General features: G+C 60.9%; 15 protein-coding genes. 9 read left to right on the top strand and 6 right to left on the bottom strand.

The genetic code is table 11. From position 1 onward, the window contains the following. Positions 1-8 precede the first annotated feature (8 nt). Together ACR3FE_RS13610 and ACR3FE_RS13605 are read right to left on the bottom strand one after the other, a co-directional pair. Complete coding sequence (locus ACR3FE_RS13610; RefSeq protein WP_458207696.1) at positions 9-800, bottom strand: HAD-IIA family hydrolase; 792 nt, start codon at positions 798-800, stop codon at positions 9-11. Between the two features lie 140 nt (positions 801-940). Beyond that, positions 941-1,375 (bottom strand): DUF7960 family protein, encoded by a 435-nt coding sequence (locus ACR3FE_RS13605; protein WP_458207695.1) that lies wholly within the window; start codon positions 1,373-1,375, stop codon positions 941-943. Between the two features lie 80 nt (positions 1,376-1,455). Here ACR3FE_RS13605 and ACR3FE_RS13600 point away from each other — a divergent pair, with 80 nt between their 5' ends. Then, entirely contained in the window at positions 1,456-3,093 is a 1,638-nt protein-coding gene (locus ACR3FE_RS13600) for a potassium channel family protein (protein WP_458207694.1), read from the top strand. Positions 3,094-3,112: 19 nt separating this feature from the next. Here ACR3FE_RS13600 and ACR3FE_RS13595 read toward each other — a convergent pair whose 3' ends face one another. Next, a complete protein-coding gene (locus ACR3FE_RS13595) occupies positions 3,113-4,585 on the bottom strand; it encodes a stage II sporulation protein M (protein ID WP_458207693.1) in 1,473 nt (490 codons plus the stop codon). Between the two features lie 20 nt (positions 4,586-4,605). After that, positions 4,606-5,460: a hypothetical protein gene (locus tag ACR3FE_RS13590; RefSeq protein WP_458207692.1), complete on the bottom strand. Its 855-nt coding sequence runs from the start codon at positions 5,458-5,460 to the stop codon at positions 4,606-4,608. A gap of 98 nt (positions 5,461-5,558) precedes the next feature. Here ACR3FE_RS13590 and ACR3FE_RS13585 point away from each other — a divergent pair, with 98 nt between their 5' ends. The 7 genes from ACR3FE_RS13585 (at position 5,559) to ACR3FE_RS13555 (ending at position 11,286) form a co-directional block, all read left to right on the top strand. Further along, entirely contained in the window at positions 5,559-5,705 is a 147-nt protein-coding gene (locus tag ACR3FE_RS13585; protein WP_458207691.1) for a hypothetical protein, read from the top strand. A gap of 88 nt (positions 5,706-5,793) precedes the next feature. After that, complete coding sequence (locus ACR3FE_RS13580; RefSeq protein WP_458207690.1) at positions 5,794-6,792, top strand: DUF3179 domain-containing protein; 999 nt, start codon at positions 5,794-5,796, stop codon at positions 6,790-6,792. Positions 6,793-6,882: 90 nt separating this feature from the next. Continuing rightward, the gene (locus tag ACR3FE_RS13575) at positions 6,883-8,226 is read left to right on the top strand and encodes an MmgE/PrpD family protein (protein WP_458207689.1); all 1,344 of its coding nucleotides are present in this window, start codon (positions 6,883-6,885) and stop codon (positions 8,224-8,226) included. Between the two features lie 275 nt (positions 8,227-8,501). Then, complete coding sequence (locus ACR3FE_RS13570; protein ID WP_458207688.1) at positions 8,502-8,837, top strand: hypothetical protein; 336 nt, start codon at positions 8,502-8,504, stop codon at positions 8,835-8,837. A gap of 678 nt (positions 8,838-9,515) precedes the next feature. Continuing rightward, the gene (locus tag ACR3FE_RS13565) at positions 9,516-10,646 is read left to right on the top strand and encodes a hypothetical protein (protein WP_458207687.1); all 1,131 of its coding nucleotides are present in this window, start codon (positions 9,516-9,518) and stop codon (positions 10,644-10,646) included. Further along, positions 10,643-10,966 carry a hypothetical protein gene (locus ACR3FE_RS13560; RefSeq protein ID WP_458207686.1) on the top strand — a complete coding sequence of 108 codons (324 nt, stop codon included), beginning with the start codon at positions 10,643-10,645 and terminating at the stop codon, positions 10,964-10,966. The genes ACR3FE_RS13565 and ACR3FE_RS13560 overlap by 4 nt, the downstream gene beginning before the upstream one ends. A 134-nt stretch (positions 10,967-11,100) precedes the next feature. After that, on the top strand, positions 11,101-11,286 hold the full coding sequence (locus ACR3FE_RS13555; RefSeq protein WP_458207685.1) for a DUF8147 domain-containing protein: 186 nt from the start codon (positions 11,101-11,103) through the stop codon (positions 11,284-11,286). A gap of 373 nt (positions 11,287-11,659) precedes the next feature. Here ACR3FE_RS13555 and ACR3FE_RS13550 read toward each other — a convergent pair whose 3' ends face one another. Continuing rightward, positions 11,660-12,616, bottom strand: coding sequence for a hypothetical protein (locus tag ACR3FE_RS13550; protein ID WP_458207684.1), 957 nt, complete (start codon positions 12,614-12,616; stop codon positions 11,660-11,662). 122 nt (positions 12,617-12,738) lie between these two features. Continuing rightward, on the bottom strand, positions 12,739-12,867 hold the full coding sequence (locus tag ACR3FE_RS13545) for a hypothetical protein (protein WP_458207683.1): 129 nt from the start codon (positions 12,865-12,867) through the stop codon (positions 12,739-12,741). A 118-nt stretch (positions 12,868-12,985) separates the two neighbouring features. On the opposite strand from ACR3FE_RS13545, the gene ACR3FE_RS13540 reads away from it, so the two are divergent. Next, the gene (locus ACR3FE_RS13540; RefSeq protein WP_458207682.1) at positions 12,986-13,990 is read left to right on the top strand and encodes an LLM class flavin-dependent oxidoreductase; all 1,005 of its coding nucleotides are present in this window, start codon (positions 12,986-12,988) and stop codon (positions 13,988-13,990) included. The last annotated feature ends 42 nt before the right edge of the window (positions 13,991-14,032 follow it).

Genomic DNA, 14,032 nt, shown 5'->3' with positions numbered 1-14,032 from the left:
GCCGATTGCTACGCCCGGTCACCGAGCACCTCGTCGATCTCCCCGAAGGAATCGATGACGTAGTCCGGCTGCACCCCTGCGCCCGCGAGGTCGTCCGAGGACGTCACTCCCGAGTGGACGAGCACCGTCGTCATTCCGAGGCGGTCACCGAGCGCGATGTCGGTGTCGAGTCGGTCGCCGACGAGGAGGCAGTCCTCCGCTGGGATGCCGAGATGGTCGAGTGCTGCTGCTCCTGCTTCGCGGGAGGGTTTTCCGAGCACGTGGTCAGGCTCCCGATCTGCGACTCCCGAGATAGCGTTGAGGATGGCACCCGTTCCGGGGACGAACCGCTTCGACGCGGGGATCGTCACGTCCGGGTCGGTCCCGACGAACGTGGCACCGTCTTCCAGCGCCCAGAACGCCTCGGTGAGCGTCTCGTAGTCGAACTCGCGGTCGATCGAGGCGACGACGACGTCGGCGGCGTCGGGGGTGTTCCGAAGAGTGAAGCCACGCTCCTTGAGGAGATCACAGAGATACGTCTCGCCGACGACGAACAGGTCGCATTCGGCGTGTTCGGTTTCGAGGAACTCCGCCGTGACGAGTGCCGAAGTGAGCACCTGGTTGGCGTCGATAGCGACGTTGTGAGTACCGAGCCGGTCGACGTAGTGCTCGGGTGGCTGTGTCGGATTGTTCGAGAAGAGGAGGAGGTCGATCCCTGCCTCGCGCAAGGTGGTTACACCCTCCCTCACACCCGGCAAGGGGTCGTTCCCGCGAACGAGCGTTCCATCTACGTCCAGAACCGCGCCTCGATAGGAAGTCATCAGGCGGTATGATGCACCCGAGGATGTTCAAGTTCCCGACTAGACGAACTGAACTGAACGGATGCAAGGCGACGAGTATCACAAACGTGACTGCGCAGCGGGACATCTCGCCGAGTCTGGTTCCGTTCTAATATATGAATCTACGCCCGTTTCTCGTCGAGTGTCCCCAGGACGATCCGCGCTTCTACGAGGTCGCGGTCGCTGTGGAGGGAGTCGTCGCCGAACTCCGCGACGACGCGCTCGCTCTTCTCTCGAAGTCGTGATTCGACACGACTCTGGTCTGGTTCGTCGCGGGTGCTGTCGAGCAAGGCTTCGAAGTCCTCACGGAGGTCGAACGATGCACGGGCGACGTTACACCGGGGAAGAGGACTCATCTCGAGATCTAACACGAGGTCACGAACGACGTTCCAGTCGCTCTCACAGAAGTGGATCGATACCTCACCGACGATGTCGCGCCACGCGATGGGGTCGCCGTATTTCATCTCCGGTACTGCACTCGGTGGGAGGTCGATTCGAACGGGGGCGTCCGGGTCGTCACAGAGACAGCACGGCTGTTCCGTCTTCCCGGTGTACATGAGAGATGCTCGGGGCGGGACGGATAAGTCGATGTCGGACGGCAGAGTAAAGTCTCCCCGATGACACTGCGAAGACGAGAATGAACCGACAGCGGCGACGACGAGTATTCCTCTATGTTGGTGCGTTCATGACGGTACTCGTCGCGTACTCGTTTGCCTACTCGTGGGGGATGGCGGTCTTCGAGGGCATCGACAGGAGCCTCCTCCAATCGTTTAGCATCGTCATCGAGACGTTCACGACGACGGGATACGGTGAAGACGCCGCCAAATGGGATTCGGTCGGGATGACGCTGCTGATGGTCATGATGCAGATGACGGGCGTGTTCCTCATCTTCATGGCCCTGCCGCTGTTCGTTGCGCCGTGGATCCAGGAGGCGCTTCGCGTGAGTCCGCCGACTACCATCGACAAACTGGAAGGCCACATCGTCATCTGTGGATACTCGCCGCGTGCGGAGACGCTCATCGACGAACTTCGGTCGTGGGATCGGGAGTTCGTCGTCATCGTCAGAGACCGCGACGAAGCCCTCGACCTGTACGAGCAGAACATCTCCATCGTCCACGGTGACCCGGAATCCGCGGAAGTGCTCAGGAGGGCACACGTCGAGCAGGCAGATACAGTCATCGCGGATGCGTCCGACGAACAGAACGCCAGTATCGCACTCGCGGTGCGGGAGGTCTCCGACGAAGTGCGCGTCATCAGCCTCGTGGAGAACCCCGACCTGACCAACTATCTGCACTACGCCGGAGCAGACCAGGTGTTCTCCCCGCGCCATCTCCTCGGGCAAAGCCTCGCGGAGAAGGTGACCGCGTCGGTGACGACCGACCTCGGCGAGACGGTCATCATCGGCGAAGATTTCGAGATCGTGGAGCTATCGATCCAGGACGGGAGTGAAGTGTGCGGGACGAAACTCGCGGAGAGCAACATTCGCGAGCGAACCGGCGCGAGCATCATCGGCCTGTGGCGACGTGGCGAGTTCCAGAGTTCACCGGCCCCCGATACGGAGTTGGACGAGAGCACCATCCTCGTCGTCGCTGGACAGGAGACCCAGCTCGAACGACTGAAGGAGATGACGCTCTCAGGTGACCGAGCGCCGACTCGTGGGACGGTTATCGTCGCCGGATACGGGGAAGTCGGCTCGACGGTTCAAGAGACGATGCAATCGACCGCGATGCGAACCGTCGTCGTCGATATCGAAGACAAACCGAACATCGATGTCGTCGGTGACGTGACCGACGAAACCACCTTACGGGATGCTGGCATCGAACACGCGAACGCACTCATCCTCGCACTCGCGGATGACACGACGACCATCTTCGCCACGCTGGTCGCCCGTGAACTCGCACCGGGAGTCGAGATCGTCGCCCGAGCGAACGAGACCGACAACATCGGGAAGCTATACAGTGCAGGCGCGGACTACGTGCTCGCACTGGAAACGGTCAGTGGACGGATGCTCGCGTCCACCATCCTCGAAGGCGAAGAGATCATCTCGCCGGACAAGCAGATAGAGATCGTCCGGACGACCGCCCCACAGCTCACGGGACAGACCCTGGAAGATGCCGACGTTCGGTCACGAACCGGCTGTACCGTCATCGCAGTCGAGCGGAACGGTGAGGTCATCACCGACCTCGGCCCGGACTTCGTGATTCAGAGGGACGACCAACTCGTCATCGCCGGAACCGACGAGGATACGAACGAGTTCGCAGAGATTGCCCAGTGACGGTTCGGTGTACGAGCACTCAGATCAGAAGCGAGGCCACCCACCACGTCACGAACGCCTCGATGAACGCTGCGAGGACGAATACCGGCAGGAGACCGAGCAGGACGTAGTACGCCCTGACAAGTTCCACCGCGAGGTCGTCTACCGAGGCACTGCCACGGACGAACGACCACGCAGTACGACCGAGATGAAGCCCGAGTGCACCTGCGATGGCCAGCGCAGGAATCTCGATTATTCCGTGTGGAACGATGAGCGCGAGAGCGAGGGTCGTATCGGGTAACAGACCGACGACACCGCCACCGATGACACCGTTGAACAGGAGGGCGACGACGGTAGGAATGCCGAATCCAAGTCCTGCATAAGCGGCCGAGATGGCGACCAGCCAGTTGTTGGCCGTCAGCGTGACGAACACGTCGAGCGGAATCGCTCCGAACATGTTTTCCGAGATGCCCGAACTCCCACCGTCGATGGCGAACGAACGAGTAGCGTACCAGCCAACCAAACTCCCGACGAGGAACAGATTGAACGCGACGACGACGAAACCTGGAAGCGAGACGACGAACGAGCGGAGTTCGCGGAGGCCACGACCGAATGCGCCCCGAACCGATCCTCGACTGCGGGACTCGACCGGCGGTTCGTCGAGATACAGCGCCGTCTTCAGTACGCCGAGCGTCGGCGTGAGACCGAACGCGACGACGATGCCGAGAAGGCGACTGATTCCGAGCTGCGAGAACACGACGGTTACGAAGCCGAACAACCCCACGAGACCGATGACGACGACGAAGTAGGCGGCGACTCTGAACGGATTCCGTCGGATGAACCCGCCACTTCGACGAATTCCACCCCACACCCCGACGCCGTCGATGACGATAGCCTGCGGGACGAACAAGAAGAGGAGATAGACGACGAACGCCAACGGGAACCAGACGAGAACCGCGAGAACGACCAGGAGGACGGCGACGGGATTCTCGGTCGCGGCGATACCACCGAACACGACGACCGGGGCAGATATCAGCAGAAACGAGAGGGCGCGGACGATACCCAACACGAGGAACGTCCACCAGTCCTCGGTCGCACCGACGACGCCGGACGGGATAGCAGGCACTTCTCGGAGCGCCGCCGTCACCGTATTAACCTGTGCTGCACCGACGATTGCACGGGCGACGAACAGGACGACAACTCCGAGAGCCACGGAGACGAGGAGGATGACGACTGTTTCGAGCGTGAACAATCCCTCTATCACCCCACCGAGTCTGTCGATCTCCGTCGCGGTCAGTTCCGACCCGGTGACGTCTATCTGTTCTATCGTGGTGACGGCGGTTTCGATTCGTCCCGTTCCGAAAAGGAGTGCGAAGGCGAGCGCGACACCGACGATGGGGATCGTCTGGGCCACCAATCCGACGCTTGTTCCAGCGAGGAACATCGGCAATACCGTGGCCGGTCGGGCGAGGAGTACCGACCGAACCGACGAACTCGCGTCGCTGAATTTCATATCCGAAAATCTTACCCGATTTAAATATACGTGTTGGTGGATGGGTCGGAAGCCTCGTAATCGACGGTGAGGAACCGCGTGCCGAATACCCACATCTCGTGACGTGCTCGAATTCCGTCTTCGTCGTCGACCCACACGCGAAACGTCTGCTGAAGTGGGAGAGCGATGGCACCGAGCAGTGTGACGAAGTACAGCCCTTCGTCGCTCGTCGCCGTCTTCGTCGTCAGTTCGATCCCTGCCGGGCCGTCACCGCGGTCGAGAGGCCGGACGGACAACACCGTACTCAGGTTCGACCACGGAAGGGGAGCCGCGATGTTGACGTACCGCGAACCGTTCCTGAGGTGGCTGGCGTAGATGGCGACGAAGACGGCGGTTCCCGACTCGTCGGTTCGAATCCACGCACGCGCTCCGTCGCGGGGGTCGTCGTCCGCATCGATGGCGACGATTCGACTCGTTAGCGTCCCTGTCGCAGACTCCCACGGCCCAGGGAGGTTGAGCTGTTCGATTCGACTCGTCAGTCGGGCGGCGAGGGCAGCACCCAATCGGAATCCACGATGCCACCTCACGCAATAGGAGAGGTCGTAGTCGGCAGTGTGTTCGTAGAACCGCCGGACTGCGGGATGGATCGTTGCCGGGTCGAAGTCCGGTCGAGCGTACTCCTCCATGTCGTCCATCTCACCCGGCAGGAGTTGCCCTTGCGTAATGTCGTGTCGTCGAAGATAATCGGCACCGACGCGCCCTCGTGCGACGAGGGGACTGAGTGGAATTTCGCGTGTGCGCGTGGCTACTCCTCGAAGCCGACGAACTCCAACACCGATGATAGCGAAGAGCGCGGCGACGACTGCCAACCGCCGATACCCTTCTCGCACGTTCATGCTAACCGATTAGTCATCTCGCTATTTCAGTTCATGCCTCCCTTGTCGTCGTGTTATCTGGCTCATAATAATGGAAGTCTAGATGTTTTATTCGTGGTATGATAGGCACAGGAACGAAAACGGAAGAGGCGACCACACCCGAGACGGCACGTACCGACGAGATGTGCCAAGACGACGAGCCAGTGCGTCGGTCGTTCTCGCTCCGTGCGTTGCTCCCCGGCCCGTACGTTCGATATCCGAAGTGAGATATCCACCTCGATGTCGACTGTGAGATAACCGCCCGAAACCCTCGTCTCCCTCGATTTTTTATCCGTTCACGCGAAAGAACCGATGATGAACGTCAGACAGGTCATTCCACCTGACGCTATCCCGAGCGTAGACGACCCCGAATTCGGGGACGGATACGATGGCGACCCCGACGACCGCGTCGTCGCATTCGAAACCGAGACAGGGGCTGCGCGGGCCTATCCGATTCGCTTTCTACACTACCACGAGATCGTGAACGACGAGGTGGACGAACCCATCGCAGTGACGTGGTGTCCGCTCTGTGGCAGTGCAGTCGTCTACTCGCGCGAAGTCGGTGGGAACACCCTCACCTTCGGTGTGTCGGGTAAACTCGCAGACGACGACCTCGTGATGTACGACCGCGAGACCGAAACCGAGTGGAAACAATCGAGTGGCGAAGCGATTTCGGGCGAACTTCGCGGCGAATCGCTCGACGTACTGCCCGGCGCACTCCTTCCGTGGGAGCAGTTCCGCGAACGCCATCCGGACGGTGTCGTCCTTCAGCCGCTAGGCGGCGATAGCGAGGCGAGTGGGCCGGGTGACGAGCCGGAACCGATAGACTACGACGACGAACCGTATCAGGCGTACTTCGAGCGCGACGGGTTCGGCCTGTCCGCCCACCGTGGCGGTGGCTCCCGCGAATGGCATCGTGAGGACATCGACCCCAAGGCGGTCGTCCTCGGACTCGAATCCGACGGAGACGTGCTCGGCTTTCCACTCGCTCGCGTCGAGGATGCCGGAAAGGTCGTCACGGCGACGGTCGGCGAGACGGACGTCGCGGTCTTCACTGCAGAGGGAATCCACGCCTTCGAGAATCCGGGGTTCGAGTTCGAACACGTCGAAGGGTCGTATTTCGAAGGCGGCGGAACTCGCTGGCACGGTGCGAGAGGCGAAAGCGATGACGGACGCGAGCTGACGCGCCTCCCTGCGCGACGCCTGTTCGCGTTCGCGTGGCTGGACGACCACGAGGATGGAAGCGACGAAGAAGGAGGCCACGGGACCGAGAACGGATGGGGCGAAGCCGAGATACTCTGGTCGCCGGGGTGATCTCCGGTCTGCTGGTAAGGCGGAGTTTCCCAGCCGGAACCCGATGAACGCCCGTCGGTGCTTTTGGTCGTCCACGTTGCATGCGGTTGCATGACGACCACGACCGAGATAGCCGATTTCGTCACGGAGACGGAGTTCGACGAATTTTCCGCGGACACTGTAGACGAACTGAAAAAGCGAATCCTCGACTCGCTGGGGATCGCTATCGGTGCGATGGGTGAGAAGCCGGTCGAAGACGTTCGCGCGACGGTCGAAGAACTGGGCGAGGGTGACTGCACACTCTGGGGGACCGGAACCGCTACGCCACCGGACGCGACGATGCTGAACACGGCATACGTCCGGTACCTCGACTACATGGACTCGTTTCTCGCACCCGGTGAGACGCCGCACCCGAGCGACAACATCGCGGCGGTGATCGCGTGTGGGGAGTACGCCGACCGCTCCGGGGAAGACCTGCTGGCTGGCGTCGGAATCGCGTACGAAGTTCAGGGAGAACTCGCGTGGAACGCGCCGGTTCGCGACAGAGGGTGGGATCACGTCACGCACACCATCGTCTCGTCGGCTGCGGGAGCCGCGAAGATGCTCGGTCTGGAGCACGAAGCCACGCGGTCGGCGGTCGGAATCGCTGGTACCGCGCACAATGCCCTCCGTGTGACCCGAACCGAGGGAATCTCTGAGTGGAAGGGGTTGGCGTCCGCGAACGCGGCCCGGAACGCGGTCTACTCAGCGATGTTGGCGAAGAACGGCGTCGAAGGCCCGACGAACCTCTTCGAGGGACAGAAAGGGTGGAAACACATCGTCTCCGGCGAGTTCGACGTGGACTACTCGCCGGGCGAGCACGTCCACGACGTGATGACGAAGAAGTTCGTCGCGGAGACGTACGCCCAATCCGCGGTTGAGGGGATCATCGAGTTGGCGGAGCGCGAGGATATCGACCCCGACGACGTGGAGTCGATCCATCTCGACACGTTCGCAGGAGCGAAACTCATCATCGGCGGCGGCGAGGGGTCGCGCTACGAAGTCGAGACGAAGGCACAAGCCGACCACTCCCTGCCGTACATGCTCGCCGCCGCGCTCATCGACCGGGAGATGACAAACGCACAGTACGAGCCCGAGCGAATCCGGCGGGACGACGTGCAGGAACTCCTCCGAACCGTCGAAGTGGAAGAAGACGAGGCGTTGACCGACCGCTTCGAGTCGGGTGAGATGCCTGCCAGCATCGACGTGACGATGGCCGACGGGACGACGTACCACGTCGAGAAAGACGATTTCGAGGGACATCCGAACAACTCGATGTCCTGGGAACAGATCGAAGCGAAGTTCCATCGGATAGCCGAAGACCGATACGACGAGAGACGACGGGCGGAGATCGTCGAAACGGTGCTCCAACTCGAACAGCATGACGTCGCCGACCTCGTGGCGCTTCTCGACTGAGGTCGTTCCACTGCCCTTCGAGATACTGTTCCACATCAAGAGATGAGACGGTGTCCGTCACCGAGGAAGCGACCGTCACTGACGGTCTCGTAACGACCATAGCATCGATCTGCACACCCACTAGCGACTCGTAATGACGACATACCGGAACGGCGTTTCGGAAGTTGGCGAGTTCCCACGGCGAATCTTCGGGTCGGAATCGGTAATAGCGATTACGACTCGACCGACCGCCGAATAACAAAGGTCGAGTGGCGCATCACTCGTTTCGAGCGACCATGATGGGGGAAGACGACCGACCGGGAGATAGAGGCGACAGATCGGGAGACAGAGAAAGCGGGTCGGGGAAAAGAGGAACCAAACGATACGAGAATCGGGTCGCCGTGGCGCTCCTGCTGGTTTCGGTATCAGTCGGAGCGGTCTCGGGACTGCTCTTGGGAACGTCGGCAGGCACCGCCGTCGGTGTCGCGGCGACCGACTGCACGCCGGACACAGGCGATGCCCTCGTCTGGCACATCGAACGATACGGGACAGGATGTCAAGAGAAGTTCATCCGCTATCCGGAAGGTGAGCAAATCGACCAGATCGGTGAGCCACCGTGGGCACCGCTGTAACCGACCAGCGTTGTCGTTCCACTCGGACGTTCGCACCGTCGTCGTAACACGACCACTGTTTTCACTTCGGCCACTGTCGTAATTCAACCGTTTTCGGCGACACATCCGGGATTCGGTTGTACATCCACGTCTCGGCTTTCCATCGGGGGTTGTGCCCAGCGAGTCGTCGTTCGCCAGCTTTCGATCCGCGGTGACTGTCGGGAGACAGTCGATGCCGGTGGTCGGAGTCGCTACGGTCGTATCAGCACACACCGCCCCTCTCGCTCCCCTTTTCGGCTATTTTATCAATAATCCGTCACAGAACCCCCAGTTAAGCTAGTATTCCTCGTTCGACGTGTCTCTACCAACATATCAGTAAACTTTACTAAGCCAGGGCAGAACTATCCGGAAGCATACTTTTCACAGGAGTCAGTTCATCAGATGGCGATGGTCTACGGTTTGAGAACGTCTAGTGTGATATCCCTCGTTCAACGGGGTTGACAGTCATTCGATGGGTAGACGACGTCTACCATCTTGATAGCCCCAGTCTACCGTTTTTCAAACTGTCAATAAAAAAGGTAAATACCGGGTTTAGACCAAGTTGCGGCGATATGCCTGAGTATCAAACGATGATCCAGAACGTAACGAAGGTACGAACCCGGTGAAAGAATGGTATGGAAATCAAAGACGAGACGCAGTGTGATACTCGCAGTGTTGCTCGTCGTTTCGACGATGAGTATCGGGATGGTAAACGTAGCCGCCCTCGGAGACGCGTCAGCAGGGCAAGACGACAGCGTCGTTCACGCGAACGGCGACGACGTGTACGTCGTCTTCGGTGCCGATACGTCCTCGACCGACCTCGAAACGTGGGTCGATGAGTACCAGAATCAAGTGGGGACGAGCTCGCAAGAATCGTCTTCACAGGTGATACAGTACCAGGACGTCCAGCAGTTGAACATCAACCAGCAGGGGAGCGCAGTCGCCATCTCCATCGACGGAGGGAAGGCTGAGGCGATCCAGCGCACCTACCAGGATAACACGAACACCCAGACGGGTGTTGCCCAATCCGTGAACGCGAAGAAAGCGACGAAGAAGAAGACGTTCAAAGACGTGAAGAACGTCTACGTCATCTTCGCGGGCGAGACCAGTTCGCGTGAATTCTCCGGCTGGGTCGTCAGCGACGACTCCCACGAGAGCGAGCAGTCCGCTGACGCGCACGTCGACCAGTATCAGGACGTCGACCAGCTGAACTACAACAGCCAGAGTACGGCGATCGCCATCGCGGAAGGCGGGAGCTACGCTCGGGCCTACCAGCGTAGCTATCAGTCGAACCAGAACATCCAGCACGGCGAAGCTACCGCAGCGAACGTCGGCGATGGCGATTCCCAGAACGCCGATTCGAGCGTCTGGCAGTACCAGAACGTCTCCCAGTTGAACGTCAACGAACAGGGCGTCGCAGTCGCCATCGCGGTCGGTGAAGGCAGCGTCGCCAAAGCGTGGCAGATCAGCTGTCAGTACAGCGTGAACCGCCAGGTCGGCAAGGCCACCGCGATCAACTTCGACCCGCAGTCGGTCGAGGAGGTCACGGCGTCCGCCGACATGCAGGGTGACTTCTCGGACTCGGACGTGAAGCGAACGAACAGCGACGGCGCACAGTCGAACTCACAGAGTGCGTCGGCGAACGTCAACCAGTTCCAGAACGTCAGCCAGCAGAACATCAACATGCAGAACCGGCAGTCGCCATCGCAGTCGATTGCAGCGAAGCGACGGCCACGCAGGTCAGCTACCAGGCGAACTTCAACGCACAGGTCGCGGAGGCGAACGCCGTGAACGTCGAAGATGGTAGCTACAAAGCCACTGCAGTGATGGACGGAACGGACGTGAAGGGTGACAGTTCGTGGGCGGTCAGCTACGACGACGGTGACGAGCAGGTCAACGAACAGCACGCCGCCGCCGACATCACGCAGGTACAGTACGTCCAGCAGTTGAACGTCAACGAACAGTACAGCGCGGTCGCGTACGCCGAGAACGGCGGAACCGCCAACGCAGAGCAGGTCAACGAGAACGTGCAGGTCGCCGAATCGAACGCGACCAACACCGACGACCAGCAGCAAGACGACGGCCAGAAAGGCCTCCGGATGGTCTTGTAATCGGGTAGTCGAGCAATCGATCAGCTGGATAGTCGAATAGTCGGCAGATGATCGGTCGACGACGTTCAGTTCGTTCGACTATTTTCTTCGCGTGCGCCGGAAATCTTACCCCCTCCCGGTGAGTGGCCACGCTCGTGAACGTCCGAGATGTCCTCGTCGAAGTCGGAATCGCAGTGCTCTCGTTTCTCGTGGTCGGCACACTCGTCACGGAAGTGCTCCGTGAGCGAATCTGGCCCTCCCTGATCGTCGGCATTCCGGCAGGGGTAATCGCAGGAATGGTCGTGTTCGTGATGGTGCACTACCTCCGTGACCGCGAGTAAGAGTTCGGCGGTGTTGACGAGGGTGAATTTGGAATCGATTTTTGTACTGAAATTTACTGCACGAACAAAGAAACCCGACCATTCGACTCGAGATCGATCTTGTTCTGGTCGGTGAGTCTCCGCAGCGACGGGATTGTCGAAAGCCCCGGTCGCTCTTCCCTCGCACGGGCACGCCCACAGGGCGTGCCTTCACGCGCCACCGCACGCATGGCCGACAGGCTGCTGAGTCCACACCAGTCAGTCATATGAACGCGCTAGCCCGTCCGTTCCTCGTCCTGGTGTCCTCGTTCGCATCGCTCACGAGGGCTCGTCAGAAGGTTCGGAAACCCTGGCTATCCCTACAGAATAGAGTCGAGTCGAACGAAAATCCCTGTCAGCTACCGGATTTCACTCGGACGACGTCCAGCGACTCCCCAAATCGCTCGTTCGAGCCGAGCAACACCAATGCCCAGCCGAGGAGGACGAACTCCGACCGGGCGAAGACGAGCGCCGAGACCGGAACGAGTGCCACCAGAGCCGAGAGTAAGAGCGGACTCGCGGCGGCAATGAGGCCGCCGAGAAACGTCAGGTCGTCCTGGGACGGCGACCGAACCAGTGAGAGCGCAGCGTATCGCGGCCCCGAGTCGGGGAGCACCAGTCCGAGGTGGAAGACAGCACTGGCGACCGCGAACTCGACCGAACCGATGGCGATGGGTGACCGCCACTCGATGAATACGGGAACCATCCCGGCGAGCACGACGGGAGCACCGCCGACCACGAGGAGGGTTCGAACCGTCGCCGTGCGATTTGAACCGACCGCGCCCGAGATCGACGCGAGCGATTCGGCGAAGGCGGGAGGAACCAGCCGATGGAGATAGAGTTCCTGGGCGAGATGCCCGAGAAGGCCGAAGCAGACGAGCGTCCAGCCGAGCATCACCGGAAACGTCACGAGCGGGGAGAACACCGAATCCCCCGGAAGCGGGCTGAAGAGGAGACTGACGACGACGCCAACGAACGGGCCGATCACTGACAGTAACGCACCACGGGCGACGAACCGCCGCTGACGGCGGGAGAAACCGAATGCGGGGACGCCCGGAAACCGCGACGCACCCGGAATCACCAACCCGGTCGAGACGAAGGCCACGCCCACGAGCGTCGTGACGGCGACGACCACGAAGAGGAAGATCGCCGTGAGCGAGAGCCGACCCTGCGACTCGAACTGCACCGCGAGCAGACCGTCGAGGTATCGCCACCCGAGCGCGAGTATCGCGAGCCCGACGACGACGAACGGGGTTCGTGTCCACGCCGGAAGCGGGAAGGAATGGTCGGCGATTCGTCTACGGTGAGCCATGGGTTCACTTCGAGACATAACCGGAAAAGGATTATCTGGCTGATCGAAGTGAGCTAAAAGGCCGAAGACGAACGGGTGAGAATCAGGTGGAGACGACCGAATCCAGATAGCCGTAGCCGAAGTCAGCCGAGGAAGTACAACGCGGCGAAGAGCAACACCAGCAAGAGGAGCAACACCGCCACTGGTTTGAACGCATCGAGGATCGAACTCTCGGGCTTCTTCGGGCCGGAACTCGTCAGCGGTCCATCCATACTTTCGACCCCATCGACCATCGATATATGTCTTGTGTATAAATTGTCAGAATCCGGAGACAGATGTTACCCATCAGTCTTTATAAACGATTAAGACGCCGCCCTTCGATTTCCGAGTATGAAACTCGGGACAGGGTTGTTCACCTGCCAGCGACGCCCCGACGACGACCGCTCGATGACCGAGATCTACGACGAAATGCTGGAACTCGGCGAAGCGATCGACGCCGCGGGACTCGACAGTGCGTGGGTATCGGAACACCACTTCGCCGACGACGGCTACCTCCCGGCGACGATGCCGTCTCTGGGGGCGCTGGCCGCCCGAACCGAGAACGTCGAACTCGGCACTTGCATCGCGCTCGCACCCCTGTACGACGGCGTTCGACTCGCCGAAGACGCTGCGACCGTCTCCCTGCTCTCCGACGGACGACTCACTCTCGGTCTGGCCATCGGCTCGAATCCCCGCGAGTTCGAGTCGTTCGGCGTCCCCCGAGAGGAGCGCGTCGAGCGACTGACCGACACGACGAACCTCCTGCGCGCGTCGTGGTCCGACGGTTCGCTCGACTACGACGCCGACTTCCACGACGTATCGCCCGACGTGAGCGTGACGCCGAAACCCGAATCGAAGGTTCCCATCATGTTCGGCGGAGCGGTCAAACCTGCAGTCCGGCGGGCGGCCCGCGTCGCGGACGCGTGGTGTGCTCCCTCGTCGCTCTCCATCGAGGGCGTCCGAAAGCGCAAGGAGGACATCGAGCGCGTTCGAGAGAACGAAGGCATCGAGGGTGACTTCGAGGTGTACGTCCTCCAGCACGGGTTCGTCGCCGACTCTCGCGAGGAGGCGTGGAAAGCGATGAAACCCGGCTACTTCTACATCCAACGCCGGTACGCCGAGATCTTCTCCGGCGAGTCGGTGGACGAACTCGACGCCGAGCGCAAAGCAGAACTGAAAGAGCAGGCCATCTTCGGCACGCCCAAACAGGTCGCCGAGGAGCTACAGGATTACCGCGACACGCTGGGCGACGATATCCACTTCATCTTCCGCACGTACCACCCCGGCATCGGCACCGACGCGATGGTCGAATGTGTCGAACGCCTCGGCGACGAAGTCGCGCCACTGGTTCGATAAAACTCGGCTGGAGAGACCAGCGTCCGCATCCGACACCCCACC

It is taken from the genome of Haladaptatus rarus (assembly GCF_054177585.1).
The sequence above is the reverse complement of the archived record's forward strand: the minus strand, read 5'-3'. Positions and strand labels throughout refer to the sequence as shown.

Bases quoted from the DNA above. Each gene is read 5' to 3' on its own strand.
- ACR3FE_RS13610 (WP_458207696.1), bottom strand. From the start codon at position 800: ATGACTTCCTATCGAGGCGCGGTTCTGGACGTAGATGGAACGCTCGTT.
- ACR3FE_RS13605 (WP_458207695.1), bottom strand. From the start codon at position 1,375: ATGTACACCGGGAAGACGGAACAGCCGTGCTGTCTCTGTGACGACCCG.
- ACR3FE_RS13600 (WP_458207694.1), top strand. From the start codon at position 1,456: ATGAACCGACAGCGGCGACGACGAGTATTCCTCTATGTTGGTGCGTTC.
- ACR3FE_RS13595 (WP_458207693.1), bottom strand. From the start codon at position 4,585: ATGAAATTCAGCGACGCGAGTTCGTCGGTTCGGTCGGTACTCCTCGCC.
- ACR3FE_RS13590 (WP_458207692.1), bottom strand. From the start codon at position 5,460: ATGAACGTGCGAGAAGGGTATCGGCGGTTGGCAGTCGTCGCCGCGCTC.
- ACR3FE_RS13585 (WP_458207691.1), top strand. From the start codon at position 5,559: ATGATAGGCACAGGAACGAAAACGGAAGAGGCGACCACACCCGAGACG.
- ACR3FE_RS13580 (WP_458207690.1), top strand. From the start codon at position 5,794: ATGAACGTCAGACAGGTCATTCCACCTGACGCTATCCCGAGCGTAGAC.
- ACR3FE_RS13575 (WP_458207689.1), top strand. From the start codon at position 6,883: ATGACGACCACGACCGAGATAGCCGATTTCGTCACGGAGACGGAGTTC.
- ACR3FE_RS13570 (WP_458207688.1), top strand. From the start codon at position 8,502: ATGATGGGGGAAGACGACCGACCGGGAGATAGAGGCGACAGATCGGGA.
- ACR3FE_RS13550 (WP_458207684.1), bottom strand. From the start codon at position 12,616: ATGGCTCACCGTAGACGAATCGCCGACCATTCCTTCCCGCTTCCGGCG.
- ACR3FE_RS13545 (WP_458207683.1), bottom strand. From the start codon at position 12,867: ATGGATGGACCGCTGACGAGTTCCGGCCCGAAGAAGCCCGAGAGTTCG.
- ACR3FE_RS13540 (WP_458207682.1), top strand. From the start codon at position 12,986: ATGAAACTCGGGACAGGGTTGTTCACCTGCCAGCGACGCCCCGACGAC.